Here is a 20029-nt window from a genome sequence, read left to right as displayed (position 1 = left end):
GCTAGTAAACCTCCCTGAAGCGTTTCGAAATATAGTGAGCAAGTAAATTCATTACTAGAGTAAAGATAAATAGTGTAAATCCTACTGAATAAATTGAGTAATAAATGGTTGTACCATAACCCGCATCACCAGTTGAAACCTGTACAATGTATGCAGTCATTGTTTGAATAGAGTCTGTCACATTGAGGTCAAATTTCGGTGTTGAACCACCTGCAAGCGATACAATCATTGTTTCTCCAATTGCCCGGGAAATAGCTAACACAACAGAAGCGACAATCCCTGAAAGCGCAGCTGGTAATACTACTTTGATTGCTACTTCAAATTTCGTCGCACCTAGAGCTAAGGCTCCTTCACGCATACTATTTGGTACAGATGACATGGCATCTTCTGAAAGAGATGTAATCATTGGTAAAATCATAATCCCTACAACAATACCAGGACTTAATGCATTAAATAGTTTGAGTCCAGGTACAATTTCTTGTAAAACTGGTGTGACAAATGTTAAAGCGAAGAAGCCATAAACAATTGTTGGCACACCTGCTAATACCTCTAAAATAGGTTTCACTGTACGTCGTGTTTTCTCATTTGCATATTCACTTAAATAGATAGCTGAAGCAATTCCAAATGGTACAGCTACTACAACTGCAATAAGTGTCACTTTTAATGTACCAGCGATTAATGGCAGTATCCCAAATAACGGTTCGTTACCTGAAAACGGTAACCATTTAGTACCGAAAAGGAAATCCGTAATCGACACACGTTTAAAGAATTCAAACGTTTCAAAAATAAGGGTGAAAACAATGCCAAATGTTGTTAATATCGAAATAATAGCTGCAGAAAATAATAGAGCTGGCATGGCTTTTTCCACTATTTTCTTTGTTTTTTGGTTGCGCGAATTTGCAATTAATTGCTGCACAGATGATGTCTTATCTTCCTTTTGAGAAACCATTGGGAGCTCCTTTCAAATAAGTGAGGGAAAGAGCATACATCTCTTCCCCTCTATGCATGTCTTCTTATTTTAAGCCTTCTAAAGTTTTTAAGCCTTCAGTATATTTTTCTTCAGGTAAACGAACATAGCCCACTGCTTCAGCCATATCGCCTGCGTTTTCAAGTGTAAATTTAATGAAGTCGTATGCTGCTTCATTGTCCTTCATTGCACTATTTTTTACGTATGTGAATAATGGACGTGAAAGTGGTGTATATTCGCCACCTTCAATTGTTTCATTTGTTGGCTCTACGCCATTTACTTTGACAATGTTTAATTTATCTTTATTTTCAAGGTAGTAAGCATAACCGAAGAAGCCAATCGCATTTTTATCACCAGCTACACCTTGCACTAGCATATTATCATCCTCTGATAATGTTGCTGAGCTTACTAGATCTGCTCCATCTAAAATCACTTCATCAAAGTAATCGTATGTGCCTGAATCAGTACCTGGTGAATAGTAAACGATTTTTTCATCTGGCCATGATGGATCAATATCAGACCATTTTTTCTCTGTCCCATCTTCAATCCAAATTTTTTGTAGTTGTTCTACCGTTAAGTCCTTCGCCCAATCATTTTCTGGGTTCACGACTACTGATAAACCGTCATATGCTAAAGCTAGCTCTGTAAAATCAATGCCCGCTTCTTCTAATTTCGCTTTCTCTTCATCTTTTATATTACGAGATGCATTTGAAAAGTCTGTTTCACCTGCGATGAATTTTTCAAAACCACCACCAGTACCAGAAACCCCCACTGATACTTTGACATCTGGTTGTGTACCTGCATACTCTTCAACAACTGCCTCAATGATTGGTGCTACTGTTGATGAGCCATCTCCAGCTACAGACCCTTGTAGCTTTTCATCAGCAGCTTCTTGTCCTGAGCTTGCTGGTGCATTCGTTTCTGTATTGTTTCCGTTTTGTGCAGAATCGCTACCACATGCACCTAGCATTAATGCAGAACCCATTACCGCTGTCATCGTTAAGTACTTCCACTTTTTCATCTCATTTGCCTCCGTCATGAACTGTTTTATAGTTATTTGTCTTACAATCTTTACTATAATGACTGATTGTTGAAGTCGTATAAACGGTTCGTAAAAGAGATGTAAAGGAATGTAATGCTTTGTAAACGTTTGTAAAGATGAATTTACAATAGGGGAAACTTGCTTCCTATAGGAAAGGTGTTATAATAAGCAATTGTGTCAGGAAATATTTATTTTAATGATAAGGAGAGTTTGACCTTTGTCATGAAACATGCAAAAGTACAAAATGTCGATTATTTTAAAACATATTTATCATTAGTAATGGAACATCGGGACTACACACTTCAAGAGGCGATTGATTTTATGCTTGCTTCTTATTTCTATAACAATATAGAACTTTATGGGGTAAAACCAAGAGAGCAATTTGAATTAGCCATTCAGCAATTATCCGCATAAAGGCACTAAATATCTGAATATCTGAAAGGGGCGTTTTGCTATGCAAACGCCCCTTTCACTACTTAGTTAAGTTTAAATTTCACAACTGATTCAGTTCATCAGCAATTTTGACAAGTACCTCTGAATTGCGCATTTCGTATACATTCCATATTTACTTAAGGATTAGCTTAACATCATTCAAAATTCATAAAAAAGTAAAAATAAAACGGATTTGGAAAATAATTTTTCCAAATCCGTTTTGTATTAGCGCATATCCAATACCCTTTATTCCTGCTCATTCTCTCCAATTTTTTCTTCCGTAATCGCTGGTAAAATTGGCTGTTTTACATTGCTATCAGTTACTTTTTCAGCTTGATATTTTGCTTTTAATTCAAAATACTTATCTAAAGAACGTCTAGCAATGACATTATTTTGATAGTAGTGTGGCGCTAAATTTGTATTAACCCATGGGATCACAACTGCATAGGCAATTTCAGGATTTTCATATGGGGCAAAGCCAACATGCGTTAAATTAATCGTATTTGTGCCGTAGTGCTCACGTAACGGACCATAATACACTACCTCTGCTGTCCCTGTTTTCCCTGCAGCTGTATATGGAGTATCGGCAAATTGTGCTCGTGCTGTACCATGTGAACCAGTATATACACGACGTAGCCCTTGCTTTACATAATCGATCTCTTCTTTAGGATTATCAATTTGATTCAAAATAGTTGGACCTACTTCTGTTACTAACTGCCCTAATTGCTTCCCATCCTGTGATGGGTCTCGAACCTCTTTCACAACATGTGGCTGAATACGATAGCCACCATTGGCAACTGTTGAAATATATTGTGCAAGTTGAAGTGGTGTATACGTATCATACTGACCAATCGCCAAGTCAAGTGTTTTACCACCCATTGTTGGACCTGATGGACCACGCACTCCGCTAAATTCATTTGGTAAATCAATGCCTGTTTTCACACCTAAACCAAATTGCGCATAATTATTACGCATTTTTGAGAACGTATCGTCCTTTAAGCGTAATGGCATACCATAACTATAAGGGGTTCCATTAAGCAGCATCGCAATTTTAAACATATAGGAGTTGGAAGAACGTTCTAATGCTAACAAGTCATTCATCGGGATATATCCAGCCCTGTTAAAAATAGACGTTTTCGGGTCCGTGCCAGCTAATATAATCGGCTCGTCTCCCATTGAAGTACCCATCGAAATAACATCCTGATTGTAGCCAGTAAGAACTGTTGCTGCTTTAACAGATGAACCTGCCTCATAGGCTGTTGTAAACGATCCATATGCATAGTCAATGACTTCATTTTGCCCTGTTTCGGGATTTTTTTCTATTTTCTTACCTACCATCGATAAAATGTCGCCAGTATTTGGATCCATCATAATAAGGAAGGCACGGTCTAATAAATAGGAGCCTGGAAGTGCCTTTAAGTTAAGCAGTTCTTCTTCTACAATCTTATCCGTTTCAGCCTGCAGCTCACTATCCAATGAAAGGATTAAGTCTTTACCTGGCTCCCCTTCATAGGTTGTGACTGTATCGACTACTTGACCTTTTTTATTGGTAATATTTTTGACGACTGTTTTTTGACCTTGTAATAATTCTTCATATTGTGCTTCAATGTAACTTTCTCCCACACGGTCATTACGTGAGTAGTCACGTGCTAAATAGTAGTTGAGCTTCTCTTTAGGTATCCCTTTTGTTGGGACCGTTGTACGTCCAAGAATAGATAAAGATGATAATTTGACACGTTTCCAGTCTGTTGTTGTATTAACACCTGGTAGTTCAGTTAAACGCTCAGATACACGAGCAAATTCATCAGCTGATACATTTTCACTTTTAATAATTTGAGGAGATAGATTATAGCCAGATACCATTTCACGATAAATCGCTAATACCTCTAAATCTGCCTCTGTTAATTGTAAAAGTTCTTCGTTTGTGATACGTTCCCGTACCAGTTTATCAATCTCTGCATTAATTTGACTTGTTGTAATATTTTCTTGTGCATTAATTTTTGTTTTTTCTGCCTCTGTGACTTTTTCATAGGCAGCATCGTGATTTTGTAATATCCAAAAATCCTGTTTATCACGCAATGTGACACGCTTTGTTGGCTGTTCAATTAACTGTGCCAGCTTTTTCGCGATATCAAGCATCTCCTCTGTTGTGGTCGTTTGCATTTTCGTATACGTAATGGCATTTTCCGGGTGATTATCCACTAAAATACGACCGTAACGATCATACATGCGTCCCCTTGGTACACTTGTGTTGACAGGAACTTCTTCTGTACGCTCTAAAATACGTACATAATCTTCCCCTTTGACGATTTGCATATAGCCAAGTCTAAAAATTAACATTGAAAATACGATAAATATTGCAAAGAAAAGGATATTCATACGAAATGTTAAGTTAGAATGATGTTTTGCTTTAACACTCGCCGCGCGATTTTTTCCAGGTGCTTTGCGCATATGTATTCCCCTCCTCATCTTCTGATCATTTCAATACACGATACCTAGTATACCATTCGAAGGTATGACAGAAAAGCACGCACTTTCGATTTCTTATGTAAAACATCATTTATTTGACGGTACTTTATGGAGAAAGGTTGCCCTATTTCACGCTCTCCTTATATTTCGTCTTCATTATCCTGATATTTTCAGATTCTATCCCTTAATTTGCTGTTTTATCCAACAAAAAAAGGCTATGCCTCCGTGATTGCTCACTTTAGGCACAGCCATTTATCCGTTATTATTTTGCAGCTTGGAATTTAGCTTCTACTACATCCCAGTTTACTACGTTCCAGAAAGCACCGATGTAATCTGGACGACGGTTTTGATAGTTTAGGTAGTATGCATGTTCCCATACATCTAAGCCTAAAACTGGTGTTTTCCCTTCCATTACTGGAGAGTCTTGGTTTGGAGTAGACGTAACAGCAACTGAGTCACCATCAACGATTAACCAAGCCCAACCTGAACCAAAGCGAGTTGTAGCAGCTTTAGCAAATTCTTCTTTGAAAGCGTCGAAAGAACCGAATTTAGCATCGATTGCTTTTGCTACTTCACCAACTGGTGTATTTGAACCGCCTGGAGCGATTACTTCCCAGAATAATGTATGGTTAGCATGTCCGCCACCGTTGTTGCGTACAGCAGTTTGTTTGTCAGCTGGAAGAGCATCTAGGTTTGCGATTAAGTCGTTAATGTCTTTTTCTGCAAATTCAGTACCTTCTACTGCTGCGTTTAAGTTTGTTACATAAGTATTGTGGTGTTTAGAATGGTGAATTTCCATTGTTTTTGCATCGATATGTGGTTCTAATGCGTCATAAGCGTAAGTTAATTGTGGTAATTCGTAAGCCATTGTTAAGTTCCTCCCTAAAATAAGAAATAATTAGTACATCCTTAGATTATCAAAATTGGTCAAACCATTCAACGAAAAATACTTCAATTTGAAGATTTCAGCCTTTTGACCGAAATACCGATATGTTTACTATCTTACCCTTTTCTCTCACACACTAAACCTTAAAAGAAAGGCATTAAATGGCGATAAAAAATACAATAATCATAACAATTTGAATAACAGCCTTGACAACAGTAGATGTCAAAAAGCCAATTAAAGAACCTACACCACTTTTCACTGCCTCACTAAATGTACGTTTCTCAACGATTAGTTCCGCAATCACAGCCCCTAAAAATGGTCCAATTAAAATCCCTGCCACAGGGATCACAAATGGACCAATTAATAACCCAATGGTGCTCCCCCACATGCCAGCATTGGAACCACCAAACTTTTTGATACCAAACGCATTTGCCACAGTATCTGCCCCAAATAACAACACGACAAATAGTATTTCAATGACCCAAAACCACCAGCTTAGCTCTGCGAATGAGAAAAATAAGCCATAGAGCAAAAACCCACCGACTAAAAACAGTACTCCGGGAATAATTGGATATACTAAACCAATAAATGAAATAATAAAGCAGGCAATCACTAAGATCCAGCCAACAACTTCCATAAAGATTCTCTCCTTTTAACGTGCATTGCCTTTCATACGAAATAACAAAGTGAAAAGTTTCATTAATGACGAATGCCTAAAATAGAATCTGCAATATTTACTGCATGGTCTCCTATACGCTCTAGGTTGCTAACGATATCCATATAAACAATTCCTGCAGCCCCACTACACTCATTTGTGTTTAATCGGGCAATATGCTTTTGACGTAGTTTATCTTCCATATCATCAATCAGGCTTTCTAGCTCTGTTACTTCTTGAGCTAAACTTAAGCTAGCGGTATCTAATGCTTCTATACTTTTGCGCACTGCCTCTATGGCTAAACTAAACATACCTATTAAGTCCTGTCGCGCTGATTTACTTAAGCTTACCTCGTGGTGATCCTTGTACTGTAAAAGCTCTAATATATTTTCAAAATGATCCCCAATTCGTTCAAAATCCCTTACATTTGTCAATAAAGTATGATGTCTTACAGAGTCTGCACGGGAAAGAGGCTGCTTAGACACCATTACTAAATAATCAGTAATTTCATTGTCTAGATGATTAAGCCCGACTTCTAGCTGTAGCACCGTTGGAATATGCTCTGTCTCTCCAGATTTCATATATAAAAACGTTTCTTCTAACCCACGCAATGCATGTTCACCCATGCGTAATACCTCTTCTTTAGCTTGACCTAGCGCAATAGCAGGAGAGGAATCAATGAATGAAGGATCTAAATGCTTAGTTGTTACATTGATATGGCCATCATGTCCCGGCAATAGCTTTGTAACTAAGGCTGCGAGTCCAGCAATAAATGGTAGTTGGATCATCATATTAAAGACATTGAATGAGCCATGAGCAATGGCAATCTGCATGCGAGGCTCTAAATGAAATACGCCACTGATCCACTGTACATATTGCATAAACGGTGTGAACAATAACATGAAAATAATCGTTCCAATCACATTAAATAATACATGAGCCGCTGCTGCACGCTTAGCGTAAATAGAAGCACCAAGAGAAGCTAAAACAGCTGTAATGGTCGTGCCAATATTTTCCCCAAACAATATCGGTAAGGCACTATTTAAACCAATTAATTGTTCTGCATATAAACCTTGCAATACCCCCACCGTTGCGGTAGAGCTTTGCACAAGTAATGTGAAAATGGTTCCTAAAAATATGCCTAATATCGGTTGATTGCTTAAATGAAGCGTTAACGATGCAAAATCTGCAAGCTGGTGTAACGCCTGCATACTAGCACTCATCAACTCTAGCCCTAAAAATAAACCGCCAAAGCCAAATAGAATCTGACCAATATGTTGATACGTTGCTTTCTTTAAGAAAAATAAACAGGCTGCCCCAATTGCCAATAAAGGGTAAAAATAGAGTCCAATATTAATACCAATAATAAATGCTGTAATAGTTGTACCAATATTTGCCCCCATAATGACGCCGATTGCTTGACGCAGTGTTAAAAAACCAGCACTCACTAACCCTACAGTGATGACTGTTGTGGCAGAACTTGATTGTATGCAAATTGTTACAAATATACCTACCAGGACACCCATAACAGGGTTTGTGGTAAAGCGATTTAACCATTCACGTAACCGATCATCCGCTGATTTTTGAAGCCCATCCCCCATGAATTTAATGGAAAATAAAAAGACCCCTAGTCCGCCTAAAAACTGAAAGAGAATGCTTTGCCAATCTATTGTCAATTGTTTTCGCTCCAATTCCTACATCTCTACTACCCTCGTTCTAATCATTAAATGATTCCAAACAAAAAGTAAAGAAATCCTTTAACTTCTTTACATAATGTTAACATTTTAACATCAAGACCCTCCTCATTTATACTTCTTTCATATCTTGTCCTCATTGAACATGTTAAAATATCGATTGGAGGAGATATAGCATGAAACACTCACAGCTTTTTATTGATAGTCTTATACATCCTAAAAAACTAGCAGCCTATCGTTTATTACCTATTGGAAAGGTTATTCAATATACTTTTCTACTGATTACCATTGTGTCCGTATTCTCTTTAGGTCGTTTTGCAGCAGGTATGTCCGTTGATACATTCGATATGGATAGTTTAACTGGTTTAACAGATTACATAGAGGGCATTAAATGGCTCTTATATCCATTCACCTTCCTAATGCTTTTCGTCGTGACAACAATGCTTATTTTTGCACAAATTGCCCTTTATGCTTTAGCAGGTTTATTTATCTTGAAGGCGATGAAGCGTCGGGGTGAGTATCGCCATATCTGGAGAACAACTACCTTTGCGATCACTTGGGCTACGTTACTTTCGATGTTAGCAGACTATATGCCCGTTAGCAGTACTGTTATCACTGTACTATCTTTATTTTTAACCATTTCTCTATTAATTGTGGCCTTTACAAAATATCCAAAACAACCAAATATAAAATAATGTGCATGAATCCCCTCTCTTCTCAATATAGTGTAGAAAAGGAGGGGATTTTTTGCGAGCATTCATCTTAACAACTATCATCATCGTAATTGCCTTTGTCGTCAAAGTAGATTTAACAGAAGGGTCCATCCCACTTGCGGCTTTATCCACAAAGAGCTCAGAAAACGGACTTTGTGAACAACAGCGTGAGCCAAATTATATTACTGTACAAACGATTGAAGGAGATACCATTCATAGTTTATTTGCTCTACACCCTGCTAAAGTTCCCATGACCTTTCCAGAACGCTTACAACTTTTTTACAACTTAAACCCACACTTACAATTACAAGCACTAGTTCCAGGTGAAAATATCAAGCTTCCTCTCTCATTTGAGCTTGAAAACAAATGCGGAAAATGAAAAGTTAGCGTTTCTTCCTTGTCCTTATTTTCTTACACTGCTAAAATAAATGACAGTGACGGCTGAAAATAGTGGCCCGAAAAGGAGAGAAAGTTAATGAGTGAAATTTGTCACCGTTCAAATACACGTCCTGTGCGTGTCGGTAACTTAACAATTGGTGGTAGTAATGAATTATTCATTCAAAGTATGTGTACAACCAAAACACATGATGTAGAAGCAACAGTTGCAGAAATTCTTCGTCTTGAGGAAGCAGGCTGTCAAGTTGTTCGTGTTGCTGTACCAGATGAACGTGCAGCGGACGCGATTGCCGAAATCAAAAAACGTATTCATATTCCATTAGTAGCTGATATTCATTTTGATTATAGATTAGCATTAAAAGCCATTGAAAATGGTATTGATAAAGTACGTATTAATCCAGGTAATATTGGTCGTAAAGAAAAAGTGGAAGCTGTTGTTAATGCAGCCAAAGCAAAAGGTATACCAATTCGTATTGGTGTAAATGCCGGTTCATTAGAGCGTCATATTTTAGAAAAATACGGTTATCCTACGGCTGATGGTATGGTAGAATCTGCTCTACACCATATTAAAATTTTGGAAGACTTGGACTTCCACGATATTATCGTATCAATGAAGGCATCTGACGTTAACCTTGCCATTGAAGCCTATGAAAAGGCGTCTAAAGCCTTTAATTATCCGCTACATTTAGGGATTACAGAATCAGGAACATTATTTGCTGGTACTGTAAAATCAGCAGCAGGTCTTGGAGCCATCCTATCAAAAGGTATAGGAAACACATTACGTATCTCCCTTTCCGCTGACCCTGTAGAAGAGGTTAAAGTAGCACGGGAACTATTAAAATCCTTTGGCCTCGCTTCTAATATGGCAACTTTGATTTCTTGCCCAACATGCGGACGTATTGAGATTGATTTAATTTCTATTGCAAATGAAGTAGAAGAATATATTTCAAAATTAAATGTACCGTTAAAAGTAGCTGTTCTAGGCTGTGCGGTAAACGGTCCTGGAGAAGCGCGTGAGGCAGATATCGGTATTGCTGGTGCCCGTGGTGAAGGCTTGTTATTCATGAAGGGGAAAACAGTCCGTAAAGTGCCAGAAGAAACAATGGTGGAAGAACTGAAGAAAGAAATTGATAAATTAGCAGCAGAAATGGAAGAAAAACGTGCAGCGGAAGAAGCTCAAAAAGCGAATGCCTAAGGAGGTGCTAGCATGAAAAAGCCCCGCTTTGGTATTGATATTGATGGGACTGTGACATGTCCAAGTACACTCATTCCACATATTAATAAACAGTACAATGTAAATATTACGCTAGATGATGTTTGTGAATATGATTTTTTATCTGCCTTCCCACACCCTATTGACCGAAGTGCCTTTAATACTTGGTTTAAGGAAAATGAACCTTATATGTACGAAGTCTCTGAGGTGGCAAAAGATGCAAAAAATATTCTAAGCGCTTGGAAAAATAATTTTGAGCTGTATTATATTTCTGCACGAGGTGAAAATGTAGCAGACATCACTGTCAATTGGTTTAAATCGCAAGCTATACCTTACGACCATATTGAGCTTCTCGGCAGCCATGATAAACTAGCCGCTGCAAAAAAACATCGTGTAGAAGCTTTCTTTGAGGATAAGCATGATAATGCTGTGATGCTGGCAGAGGAATTAAAAATACCTGTTGTGTTATTTGATACACCTTATAATCGTCTTGCCGTTCCTAATAATGTTGTGAGGGTTTATAACTGGCAGGAAGCGAATCAATTTATTACACAATTTTTCAAATAAGTATTAAGAGCTGTAGGCAAGGTTGGATGAAAATTTCACCTTGCCTACAGCTCTTTTAATTTAATATTGAAATTTAGCTAGTGCTGCCTGTAAAGAGTCCGTCATAGCTGTTAATTGTTGGGCTTTGCTATTGATGTCATGAACCGCTAAATTCTGCTGTTCCATCGTTGCCAATAACTCCTCTGTTCCTGCTGAGGATTGCTGGCTAACAGCTGTCATATTTTCCACTGCACGTACAACCTCCTGCGTCTCCCTTTGAATGACACTGGAGGCAGCTGTCACATTATCGATTTGCGCTACTGTATCGACAATATGGCGTAAAATCGCATCAAGTGCCTGCTTATTGGCATCAATATATTGCGTATTGTTTTCCACAGCTAAGACAACACTTTGCATAGCATCACTAGCCTTTGCTGCTTCCCTCACAACCATATCAATAATGGAGGCGATTTGGCTTGTTGATTTGGCTGATTCTTCTGCAAGCTTTCGTACTTCCTCTGCCACAATCGAAAAGCCCTTGCCGTGCTCACCTGCACGAGCAGCTTCTATCGCCGCATTTAATGCTAATAAATTTGTTTGACCTGCAATAGCATTAATGACTTGTAAAATACGATTAATTTCTGTTGATTGGTCGCTGAGCTGTTGGACGACCATAGCTGTCAGTGACACTTTTTCAGACATCACTTCCATCCCTTGAATAGACTGCTCTGCATGAATTAAACCTTGTTTAGAAGACGCTGTTGTAAGCTGAGAATCCTGAAGCATTTCTTCAATTGCCATTTGAATTGCTTGCAATTTATGCTCAACCTCTTGTGTAACGCCTAATGTGGTAGACGCCTGTTCGGCTTGTACGGTAGCACCTGTCGCCAATTCACTTGTTGTTGTTAACACCTGTTCGATACTGATGCTCATATCATTGGTAGAAGCACGTAAATCTCCGCTGTATACATTCACCTGATTGGAAATATGTGTAGCCGCTTGTAACAGCTCACGCATATTGTCTGTCATATGATTCATTGCATGTGCAAGCTCGCCAATTTCATCCTTCGAACGAACCTGTAACGGCTCCACTGCTAAATTTCCACTAGCAATGGTTTTGACCTGTTCCACTGTCTGAACTACTGGTTTGACGATCCGTTGAGCTATCCAAGTAATGGCACCAACTAATACAATAATACCAATAATAGCTAGTAGTATTGATAACCACATTGCCTCACTTGCGGCTGCCATTACCTCATCAGATGGAATAATTACCTGCAATGCCCACGGTGTCGACGTTTGACCAATTTGGATAGGTGAGACAGCAATAAAGGAAGCTTCCTGTAAATAGGATGAATAATCCTCTACTAGATAGGGTTTGCCCTGTTCAACAGCAGACAAAATTTTATCCGTATTTTTATATTTTTCCATTTCAGTCACTGGTCTATTAACATAATCAGGAGATGGGTGGGAAACAAATGTCCCCTTATGAGACACAATGGCACTATACCCTGTATCATAGAGTACAATTTCATTATTAATGGCAACCAATGTCTCTAAGCTTATATCAATTCCCACAAGACCAACGACTTTTCCATCTATTTGAATAGGTATAGCTGTGGAAGTCATCAATACATCCTGACCGTCAACTGGGTAAGTTAACGGCTCTAAAATAACCTCTTGTTTCAACGTTTTAGGTAATACATAATAATCACTAGTTTCATAGTCTTCTAGAGGAGCAAGCGTCACACCATTGTTGCTGCGTGCCCAATATGGAAGGAAACGACCTGATGCATCATGCCCTTTCAAATTGGCAAAATGAGCATCTTGTCCATCAAAGGCATTTGGCTCCCAAATCGTCCAAACCCCTAGAAAGGTGTCATTGTGTTCGAGTAATTGTTTGAGCATCTCGTTTGCTAAATCACGATCTCCCTTATGATTGGCTACCATTGCTTGGAGATTAGAGGCTACTGTCCTTGCTGTATCCATCGCATAATCAAGTTCCATTTGCATTTTATATGCACTTTCGGACGCCCGCGATTGAGCAAGCTGTCGTGCATCCTCCACTGCTAATGAATTAGTTTTTACAATATTGACACTTAAAATAATGATGAACACAATCATCATTGTAGATAACGTTGTCAGTAAAATTTTATGTAGTAATTTCATATGTACCAGCTCCTGCCTATAGCAACTAAATAAATAATAGCATTTATGCGTCAATAAATAACTAAATATTCAGAAAAATATTTTTAATGGTAATTAACATACAATTTAGCCGTATGTCATCCCGTTGTACAGAAGATGACACGAAGCCTTAGTTCTCTACTAAAAATGGAATTTTGCTAGTGTTTGTTGTAAGGAGTTCGTCATACCTGATAAGCTTTCTGCCATATTTTTTGAACCGCGGGATTTTGCTGCTCCATCGTTGCTAATAGCTCCCCTGTTTCTGCTGAGGATTGCTGGCTGACAGCCGTCATATTTTTCCACTGCCCACACTACCTCTACCGTTTCCTTTTAAATTAAAAGAGAGGCAGTTGTCACTTCGTCAATTTGCGCCACAGTAACAACGATATGTTGTAAGATGACATCAAGTGCTTGTTTATTAAATTTTGAATCTGGTACGCGTTATTAGATGTTTCTGCTTGTGCCATTTTTTGAGCTGTTTCAATCATTTAATTTTTTGTTTGATAAATATTCACAGCTGTTAGAACTGCGAATACCTACTGTTCAAATGACAGTTGTGAGAATTTTCCCCAATAAATTCATATGCATCATCCCCTTTAGATAGAAAGTAATAGATACGTAACCAATTAAGCCAATTATAGCATCATTAGGCATGAGTAAAGTATCTCGTTTAAGAGTAAATATGTATTTTTTATAGATAAAAACTCCTGTTTCCAGGAGTTTTTTAAAGTACAGCTCATTATATGTCAAGTATGCCTCGTAGCCAACGCTCCACAAAGTTTTCAAACGTAATCCCATAAGTATCATAAACAGCATGATAAACAAAATATGTTCCTAATCGATCAAGCATTTCATCATTAATTTTCATCACAAACCGCTCCCATTCTTTTGTTTTTTTACGAAATATTCAGACTTATATAATTCTCAAATGCCGAACAATCAAGTGGAGGTCGCATCGTTGCAAAACCGTCACAAACTACCGCCTTCATGCCCTTTCTTCATATTTTTCTTTTCGTTAAGATAGTTATAACAACTTACTAGACTGGAGGGACTACTTGTGAAATGGATGACAAAAGTTGCTTGTATCACATGCATCTGCGCACTACTTTCTGGATGTGGTGGTCGATTTTCAGAAATTAAAGATGCTGCCTCAGGCATCAATTCAGCTGCTAATTCCGCAGCTAGTGCAGTTAGCCGAGATGTCCATGCAATACGTGCACTAGACATTAACTATAAAGATACATCGTTTACGGTTAATGACCTATTTAAAACTATTTTACGTGACATACGCTGGGATTATGACCTTGAAAAAAATGAGCTACATGTGAGAGGTACTTGGCAGCCTCCACTATTTTCTGATCAGGCGTGGAGTGACGATATGAAAGAAAAGCTTACTGAATCAGGCTTTGTGACTGTTACCTGTCAAATAATTGACGACAAAATTGATAGCCAACAAATGAGCATAACACTTACATATAATGATGAAATTCTCTTACAAAAAAATGGTGAGGAAGCACTCCATCACCTATACGATACTTATTTACTTCCTTAAACCTAGGAACGTCTCTACCATTTAATCATGGTAGAAACGTTCTTTTTTTGAAAAAAATTTTATAATTTCGAAATATCAAAGGCTATCATTTGAATAAACTAAAACCATCACGTTATAATCAAAGTATCACGTGATGGTTTGGAGGTGTTTGCATTGGGACAGAAAAATTAAAGATTGGCGAGCTTGCAGAAAAAACAGGCATTACTAAACGAACAATTGATTACTATACAAATATTGGTTTGCTAGATGCAGAACGTTCTGCAGCAAATTATCGCTACTATGACCAAGCCATGATTAAACGGCTTCAATTTATTGAACAGCGCAAACAACAGGGGCTTTCACTTGTACAAATCCAACATGAGTTAAACATCACACCCTATGAAGAAATCGATGTACAGGTGCTTCGTTTAAAAATGCAAGATTTAGAGCATGATGTTACATCTCTGCTCGCACAAATGAACAAGCAAGATGATAAAAAAATTGAAACGATTAAGAAAAATGTTTCACCCGAAAGTATTGCATTAATGCAATCTTTATTATTACTCATTCATAATTAGGAGGTGACGTTCTGTTTTTACAGAACGACTATTTGGAGACCATAATAAACCTATCGATTTTTACCATTCTATTAGCTTTAACAGGCTTTTTCGTGGCAACAGAATTTGCCATTGTAAAAGTACGTTCCTCAAGACTCGATCAGCTGGTTGCAGAAGGCAATAAAAAAGCAGTTGCTGCTAAACATGTTGTTCAACACTTAGATGAATACTTATCAGCGTGTCAATTAGGGATTACTGTAACCGCTCTTGGTATCGGGATGGTTGGTGAAAAAACTTTTGAATTTATGCTTCACCCGCTATTCGAAATAATCGGCATTTCTGATAAATATATGACGATCTTTACAATTGGAACAGCCTTTGCCATTGCTACGTTTTTACATGTAGTGGTCGGCGAATTAGCCCCAAAAACAGCTGCCATTCAAAAAGCTGAATCCATTACACTTCTTTTCGCAAAACCCATTATGTTTTTCTATAAGATCATGTATCCATTTATTTGGTTCTTGAACGGTTCTGCACGCGTGTTAGTTGGCTTATTCGGTATGAAACCTGCTAGCGAACATGAGCTATCTCATACAGAGGAAGAATTGCGATTATTACTGTCTGAAAGCTTTAAGAGTGGTGAAATCAATAAATCTGAGCTCAAATATGTCAATAACGTCTTTGAATTTGATGAACGTATTGCTCGTGAAATCATGGTTCCCCGAACAGAAATTATTGGAATTGAACAAAATGAATCTTTTACAAACATTATTCATTACATCGCTTCTGAAAAATATACGCGTTACCCGATCTATGATGGGGACCGAGATAATATATTAGGTTTCATCAATGCGAAAGAACTACTAACGCAGGGTCTACTTGAACAACTTACAGACGACTCCTTAGTTCTAGAAGATTTCATAAATCCAGTCATTCGCGTAATTGAAACAATGCCCATTCAAGAATTACTTGTACGTATGCAAAAGGAACGAATCCATATGGCTATCCTAATGGATGAATATGGTGGTACATCTGGTCTTGTAACGGTTGAAGATATTTTAGAAGAAATTGTTGGTGAAATTCGAGATGAGTTTGATGATGATGAAATTGCGGATATTCGAAAAATTACAGATCATCACTATTTATTAAATGCAAAAATGCTTGTGGAAGATGTAGAAAATCTATTAAACATTACCCTGGATGCTGAAGAAGTGGAAACATTAGGTGGTTGGTTCTTAACTGTGAATAACGGCATTAAAGCATCAAAAAATATTGAGCTAGGCTCCTATATTTTTAGCATCTATGAGCAACAAGGTCATCAAATTCATTATATCGAGGTTCGTCCTCTTCGAAAAAGTCTACCTCTTAAAACAGAGGTTCAATCGTAACAGTAGGAAACAGTATTCCTTATTCCATTATTAGCCATTTCACTATATAATGAATAGAGAAAATGATTTTAGTTGCAGGGGGCCATACACATGACATTATTTAAGCTATATCATTCAGATGGTATTCACATTATTACTGATGTAAAAAAACACAAAACAAATATTGAGTTAAAAACAATCACGGGAGAAGTTCTATTTATTATCGTGGTAACAGATGAAAATTACACAGTCTACGATGATCGGTTTGCAGGAGCTTCCAAGCAATTAAATTCAGTTGAAGCTTTCGATATTGATGGGAGTTTTCGTAGTTTAGATTTCGATAATATGCGCTCTCTATTTAAAGAATCTTTTACAAAGCTTTTACAAGAGATTGCTGTGTGTGTCAAAAATAAAGAGGAGCTTGTGGATATCGATACACTCCGCCATAAAGTCAGCGCACAGATTAAAGGCATCCACTTCAGGGTGATCTCGGATACAAAAAAATATGAAATCTAACATCCAACAGACTGTCCATTAGGGGCAGTCTGTTTTAATTTTACGCGACCTTTGCCACTTCCCAAGGTGAAAGAAAAACACGCTTCTTTACTTTCATGTATAATGGAACTTAACAATCTGAAAATAAGGGGTGTTAGGATGAATCGTGAACAATTAATCACACTCGTTTCAGAAAAACTGAAATTAATCCGTACAGAAAAAGCTTTCACACAGGATCAAATGAGTGATTTACTAGGATTATCAAAAAAAACACTTGTCCAAATTGAAAAGGGCCGTATACTAGCTGGCTGGACAACCACTGTTACAGTTTGCACATTGTGTAGAGACAGTACGATTTTACAGCATGAGCTTGGTGGTGATCCATTAGAGGTTGTAGATTTAATCGCAAATAATGGAACATTGCAGCCAAAAGAGAAAACAATGGGTGGATACATATGGTGGAAAAACATTCAGGAGTATGGTGGTTTTCGACTACAGCAAAACGTCATCAGTCAGCATTATCGCATTTTAGACAGCAATAATTTTCGCCTCATTTCAACATTTGATGAACAAATAGCTAAGCAAGCATGGGAAAAACTACAGATATAATTTTTAAGTCAAACAGTAGGAGCATTGCAATTTGCTTCTGCTGTTACGTTTCAAGCATTTCCCTCCTCTCATCACCCATCTTCTCTAGACAAATGAATAAAGCCATAAAAACATCCTTCATATGATAAACATAGTAGTAAGAGAATTGTTTCTTTAAAAATTCTATGAAAAAAGCTAGGAGAAGCTAGAAAAGTCGAAACTTGTAGAATAATTCTCTATACTTAAGGGTAAAGCTGTACTATTAGAAAGGATGCTCGTAAATGAACCGTATACTAGCAATTAGTGACATACATGGAGAATTAGGGCTACTGGAAGAATTATTATTAAAAGCAAACTATGACCCAATGAACGACCAGCTTTTTCTTCTTGGTGATTATATTGATAGAGGGCCCTCTTCTAGTGGTGTGTTAAATTTAGTGAGTGAATTACAGACAAAAGGTGCACGAGTTTTACTAGGCAATCATGAGGCGATCATGCTCAATGCATGCCGTTCAGGTCTTGCTAAGCCATGGAACCATTGGGTAGGGCTTTGTGGTGGTGAGGCAACATTAGCAAGCTATGGCTATCAGTTGGCAGACTTTGAGGAAGCCATCCAAAGTAATACTCTGCCTAGCTTTATTAAAACGCTCCCTAAGCTTGAAGAACATTTACAGTTAATCGAGACATTTGAAATATATATTGAGTTAGAAGATGCTATTTTCGTCCACGGTGGCGTTGTGCCAGGTGCTGCAATAGCCGAAACTGACCCCATGCGCTTACTTTGGATTCGTGATGAATTCCACGCAGGCTATCAAGGGGAAAAAACAGTAATCTTCGGCCATACCCCTACGTATAACCTGCATCATGATCCAACTGATTATCATGTTTATTTCGGAGAAAATAATATTATTGGCATTGATGGTGGAGCTGTGTTTGGCGGACAGTTACATGCATTCGAGTGGCCTAGCCGCCAAATCATTTCTGTCGACAATAAAAAACCAACAAGTAACGAGTAAACTTGTTGGTTTTTATTTTCGCAATTGTTTTCGCACAACTTTATTTTTTTCAGGGCAATTTTTGAAAAATTAATATAACTTAAAAATAACTCCTACTAGCGAGTACACAATAACAGTTGTGAATAGTATAGTCATATGGAATAGGGAAAAAACAAACATTTTGGTAGCCCATTTCACTTGATCTGTATTACTATGATAACCGTAAATACTCATCACTAGCCAAGCAACACTTAAAATCAATGCCACAAGCATGATGCCTACACTTAGTGAGCCAAATAAAAAGCTTGATAGAATCAATAGTATTAAATAGAAATTGGTTTGATAATATGTTCGACGCATCCCTTTGATAACTGGTAGCATGGGTACACTGGCTGCTTCATAGTCTATACGTTTGCGAATGGCAATAGCATAAAAGTGAGGCATTTGCCAAATGACCATAACAAAAAATAAACCAAGTATCGCTGGGTGTGTAATATCTGTAGATACAGCAGACCAACCTATTAATGGTGGCACCGCACCACTAATACTACCGATTTCTGTATTATATATCGTACGACGCTTTGTCCACATTGTATAAGGGACTACATATAGGAAAACGCCTAATAATCCAAATGCCGCTGCTAAAGGTGAAGCAAGTGCCAACACAGCTACGCCAATAATTAACATTACAACAGCTAATGATAACGTCGATTTTGCTGACATTTCGCCTGTTACAGTTGGTCTGCTTTGTGTTCGAGGCATAATTGCATCAATATCACGATCATAGACATTATTAAAGGCCCCCGCAGCTCCAATGACAAGGGCGGAACCGATTGTTGAAAAAATAATTTCTGGTATATTGTCTACAAATGTCATTTTATTTTTGTACATGCCTAGCGTTAAACCAGCCCACATAGGTATTAAATTGGATTTGATAATCCCTGTCTTGACGGTTTGCGCTAAAATAGAAGAACGTGATGACTTCCCTCTTGTTTTTTCGGAGGATAGTGGTTTATACTCCGTTTTCAGATTTTGTTCCATTCAGCTTAATTCCTTTTCTCCATAATTTCTACACGCTTTCATCGATAGAAAGCGACAAAATTTGCATCTAGCACATCAAATTATTATTTTACCCCTTTTAGATCTGTTCTGTCTCTCTTTTCACATAAAGTACATGTTTTTCATCTAACAAAGCACGTTCATTCACAACATCTACTATGATACCACCGACTGACGTGAATTTGAACCTTCTTGCCTCGATTCTTCCAAACACTATTGGAGAAAAATAATTTGAGA

General features: G+C 37.8%; 20 protein-coding genes. 11 read left to right on the top strand and 9 right to left on the bottom strand.

Annotation, left to right across the window (positions count from 1 at the left end; all coding sequences use genetic code 11):
* Position 1 precedes the first annotated feature (1 nt).
* Both pstC and HXV90_RS00595 read right to left on the bottom strand, forming a co-directional pair.
* Positions 2-949 carry a phosphate ABC transporter permease subunit PstC gene (gene pstC / locus HXV90_RS00600; protein ID WP_269898106.1) on the bottom strand — a complete coding sequence of 316 codons (948 nt, stop codon included), beginning with the start codon at positions 947-949 and terminating at the stop codon, positions 2-4.
* Between the two features lie 64 nt (positions 950-1013).
* The gene (locus HXV90_RS00595) at positions 1014-1988 is read right to left on the bottom strand and encodes a PstS family phosphate ABC transporter substrate-binding protein (RefSeq protein ID WP_004231003.1); all 975 of its coding nucleotides are present in this window, start codon (positions 1986-1988) and stop codon (positions 1014-1016) included.
* 243 nt (positions 1989-2231) lie between these two features.
* Here HXV90_RS00595 and HXV90_RS00590 point away from each other — a divergent pair, with 243 nt between their 5' ends.
* Positions 2232-2423: a hypothetical protein gene (locus tag HXV90_RS00590; RefSeq protein ID WP_009370174.1), complete on the top strand. Its 192-nt coding sequence runs from the start codon at positions 2232-2234 to the stop codon at positions 2421-2423.
* A gap of 264 nt (positions 2424-2687) precedes the next feature.
* On the opposite strand, the gene HXV90_RS00585 is transcribed toward HXV90_RS00590, so the two are convergent.
* The 4 genes from HXV90_RS00585 to HXV90_RS00570 form a co-directional block, all read right to left on the bottom strand.
* On the bottom strand, positions 2688-4892 hold the full coding sequence (locus HXV90_RS00585; protein WP_048392244.1) for a peptidoglycan D,D-transpeptidase FtsI family protein: 2205 nt from the start codon (positions 4890-4892) through the stop codon (positions 2688-2690).
* A gap of 280 nt (positions 4893-5172) precedes the next feature.
* Positions 5173-5778, bottom strand: coding sequence for a superoxide dismutase (locus HXV90_RS00580; protein WP_016995356.1), 606 nt, complete (start codon positions 5776-5778; stop codon positions 5173-5175).
* Positions 5779-5953: 175 nt separating this feature from the next.
* Positions 5954-6433: a DUF456 domain-containing protein gene (locus tag HXV90_RS00575; RefSeq protein ID WP_004230999.1), complete on the bottom strand. Its 480-nt coding sequence runs from the start codon at positions 6431-6433 to the stop codon at positions 5954-5956.
* A gap of 62 nt (positions 6434-6495) precedes the next feature.
* Positions 6496-8127, bottom strand: a complete 1632-nt coding sequence (locus HXV90_RS00570; protein WP_048392243.1) for a Na/Pi cotransporter family protein — start codon at positions 8125-8127, stop codon at positions 6496-6498.
* Between the two features lie 194 nt (positions 8128-8321).
* On the opposite strand from HXV90_RS00570, the gene HXV90_RS00565 reads away from it, so the two are divergent.
* The 4 genes from HXV90_RS00565 (at position 8322) to HXV90_RS00550 (ending at position 11034) form a co-directional block, all read left to right on the top strand.
* Complete coding sequence (locus HXV90_RS00565) at positions 8322-8840, top strand: DUF1189 family protein (protein ID WP_048392242.1); 519 nt, start codon at positions 8322-8324, stop codon at positions 8838-8840.
* Between the two features lie 52 nt (positions 8841-8892).
* Complete coding sequence (locus HXV90_RS00560) at positions 8893-9237, top strand: hypothetical protein (protein WP_004230996.1); 345 nt, start codon at positions 8893-8895, stop codon at positions 9235-9237.
* Between the two features lie 96 nt (positions 9238-9333).
* Complete coding sequence (ispG, locus tag HXV90_RS00555; protein ID WP_004230987.1) at positions 9334-10449, top strand: flavodoxin-dependent (E)-4-hydroxy-3-methylbut-2-enyl-diphosphate synthase; 1116 nt, start codon at positions 9334-9336, stop codon at positions 10447-10449.
* Positions 10450-10461: 12 nt separating this feature from the next.
* Positions 10462-11034 (top strand): 5' nucleotidase, NT5C type, encoded by a 573-nt coding sequence (locus tag HXV90_RS00550; protein ID WP_048392241.1) that lies wholly within the window; start codon positions 10462-10464, stop codon positions 11032-11034.
* Positions 11035-11094: 60 nt separating this feature from the next.
* Here the strand turns inward: HXV90_RS00550 and HXV90_RS00545 are convergent, their stop codons facing one another.
* A complete protein-coding gene (locus tag HXV90_RS00545; protein ID WP_269898105.1) occupies positions 11095-13182 on the bottom strand; it encodes a methyl-accepting chemotaxis protein in 2088 nt (695 codons plus the stop codon).
* A 757-nt stretch (positions 13183-13939) separates the two neighbouring features.
* Positions 13940-14068 (bottom strand): hypothetical protein, encoded by a 129-nt coding sequence (locus tag HXV90_RS00540; RefSeq protein WP_255349862.1) that lies wholly within the window; start codon positions 14066-14068, stop codon positions 13940-13942.
* Between the two features lie 198 nt (positions 14069-14266).
* Here HXV90_RS00540 and HXV90_RS00535 point away from each other — a divergent pair, with 198 nt between their 5' ends.
* The 6 genes from HXV90_RS00535 (at position 14267) to HXV90_RS00510 (ending at position 18754) form a co-directional block, all read left to right on the top strand.
* Entirely contained in the window at positions 14267-14752 is a 486-nt protein-coding gene (locus tag HXV90_RS00535) for a hypothetical protein (protein WP_269899005.1), read from the top strand.
* A gap of 152 nt (positions 14753-14904) precedes the next feature.
* Positions 14905-15309: a MerR family transcriptional regulator gene (locus HXV90_RS00530; protein WP_308339959.1), complete on the top strand. Its 405-nt coding sequence runs from the start codon at positions 14905-14907 to the stop codon at positions 15307-15309.
* A 32-nt stretch (positions 15310-15341) separates the two neighbouring features.
* A complete protein-coding gene (locus HXV90_RS00525; protein ID WP_048392236.1) occupies positions 15342-16676 on the top strand; it encodes a hemolysin family protein in 1335 nt (444 codons plus the stop codon).
* A gap of 90 nt (positions 16677-16766) precedes the next feature.
* Entirely contained in the window at positions 16767-17171 is a 405-nt protein-coding gene (locus HXV90_RS00520; protein WP_004227282.1) for a hypothetical protein, read from the top strand.
* Positions 17172-17309: 138 nt separating this feature from the next.
* On the top strand, positions 17310-17759 hold the full coding sequence (locus HXV90_RS00515; RefSeq protein WP_009370152.1) for a helix-turn-helix transcriptional regulator: 450 nt from the start codon (positions 17310-17312) through the stop codon (positions 17757-17759).
* Between the two features lie 260 nt (positions 17760-18019).
* Positions 18020-18754 carry a metallophosphoesterase gene (locus tag HXV90_RS00510; RefSeq protein WP_269898104.1) on the top strand — a complete coding sequence of 245 codons (735 nt, stop codon included), beginning with the start codon at positions 18020-18022 and terminating at the stop codon, positions 18752-18754.
* A gap of 69 nt (positions 18755-18823) precedes the next feature.
* Here HXV90_RS00510 and cyoE read toward each other — a convergent pair whose 3' ends face one another.
* The gene (gene cyoE, locus HXV90_RS00505; RefSeq protein ID WP_269898103.1) at positions 18824-19774 is read right to left on the bottom strand and encodes a heme o synthase; all 951 of its coding nucleotides are present in this window, start codon (positions 19772-19774) and stop codon (positions 18824-18826) included.
* Between the last annotated feature and the right edge of the window lie 255 nt (positions 19775-20029).

Source organism: Lysinibacillus sp. JK80 (genome assembly GCF_027557635.1).
Lineage (GTDB): Bacteria > Bacillota > Bacilli > Bacillales_A > Planococcaceae > Lysinibacillus > Lysinibacillus capsici.
The sequence above is the reverse complement of the archived record's forward strand: the minus strand, read 5'-3'. Positions and strand labels throughout refer to the sequence as shown.

What these genes read in the sequence shown, in the direction of transcription:
- HXV90_RS00595 (WP_004231003.1), bottom strand. Translation starts at nt 1,988, where the DNA reads ATGAAAAAGTGGAAGTACTTAACGATGACAGCGGTAATGGGTTCTGCA.
- HXV90_RS00590 (WP_009370174.1), top strand. Translation starts at nt 2,232, where the DNA reads ATGAAACATGCAAAAGTACAAAATGTCGATTATTTTAAAACATATTTA.
- HXV90_RS00535 (WP_269899005.1), top strand. Translation starts at nt 14,267, where the DNA reads ATGACAAAAGTTGCTTGTATCACATGCATCTGCGCACTACTTTCTGGA.
- HXV90_RS00540 (WP_255349862.1), bottom strand. Translation starts at nt 14,068, where the DNA reads ATGAAAATTAATGATGAAATGCTTGATCGATTAGGAACATATTTTGTT.
- HXV90_RS00520 (WP_004227282.1), top strand. Translation starts at nt 16,767, where the DNA reads ATGACATTATTTAAGCTATATCATTCAGATGGTATTCACATTATTACT.
- HXV90_RS00545 (WP_269898105.1), bottom strand. Translation starts at nt 13,182, where the DNA reads ATGAAATTACTACATAAAATTTTACTGACAACGTTATCTACAATGATG.
- pstC (WP_269898106.1), bottom strand. Translation starts at nt 949, where the DNA reads ATGGTTTCTCAAAAGGAAGATAAGACATCATCTGTGCAGCAATTAATT.
- ispG (WP_004230987.1), top strand. Translation starts at nt 9,334, where the DNA reads ATGAGTGAAATTTGTCACCGTTCAAATACACGTCCTGTGCGTGTCGGT.
- HXV90_RS00580 (WP_016995356.1), bottom strand. Translation starts at nt 5,778, where the DNA reads ATGGCTTACGAATTACCACAATTAACTTACGCTTATGACGCATTAGAA.
- HXV90_RS00515 (WP_009370152.1), top strand. Translation starts at nt 17,310, where the DNA reads ATGAATCGTGAACAATTAATCACACTCGTTTCAGAAAAACTGAAATTA.
- HXV90_RS00550 (WP_048392241.1), top strand. Translation starts at nt 10,462, where the DNA reads ATGAAAAAGCCCCGCTTTGGTATTGATATTGATGGGACTGTGACATGT.
- HXV90_RS00585 (WP_048392244.1), bottom strand. Translation starts at nt 4,892, where the DNA reads ATGCGCAAAGCACCTGGAAAAAATCGCGCGGCGAGTGTTAAAGCAAAA.
- HXV90_RS00565 (WP_048392242.1), top strand. Translation starts at nt 8,322, where the DNA reads ATGAAACACTCACAGCTTTTTATTGATAGTCTTATACATCCTAAAAAA.
- HXV90_RS00575 (WP_004230999.1), bottom strand. Translation starts at nt 6,433, where the DNA reads ATGGAAGTTGTTGGCTGGATCTTAGTGATTGCCTGCTTTATTATTTCA.
- HXV90_RS00510 (WP_269898104.1), top strand. Translation starts at nt 18,020, where the DNA reads ATGAACCGTATACTAGCAATTAGTGACATACATGGAGAATTAGGGCTA.
- cyoE (WP_269898103.1), bottom strand. Translation starts at nt 19,774, where the DNA reads ATGGAACAAAATCTGAAAACGGAGTATAAACCACTATCCTCCGAAAAA.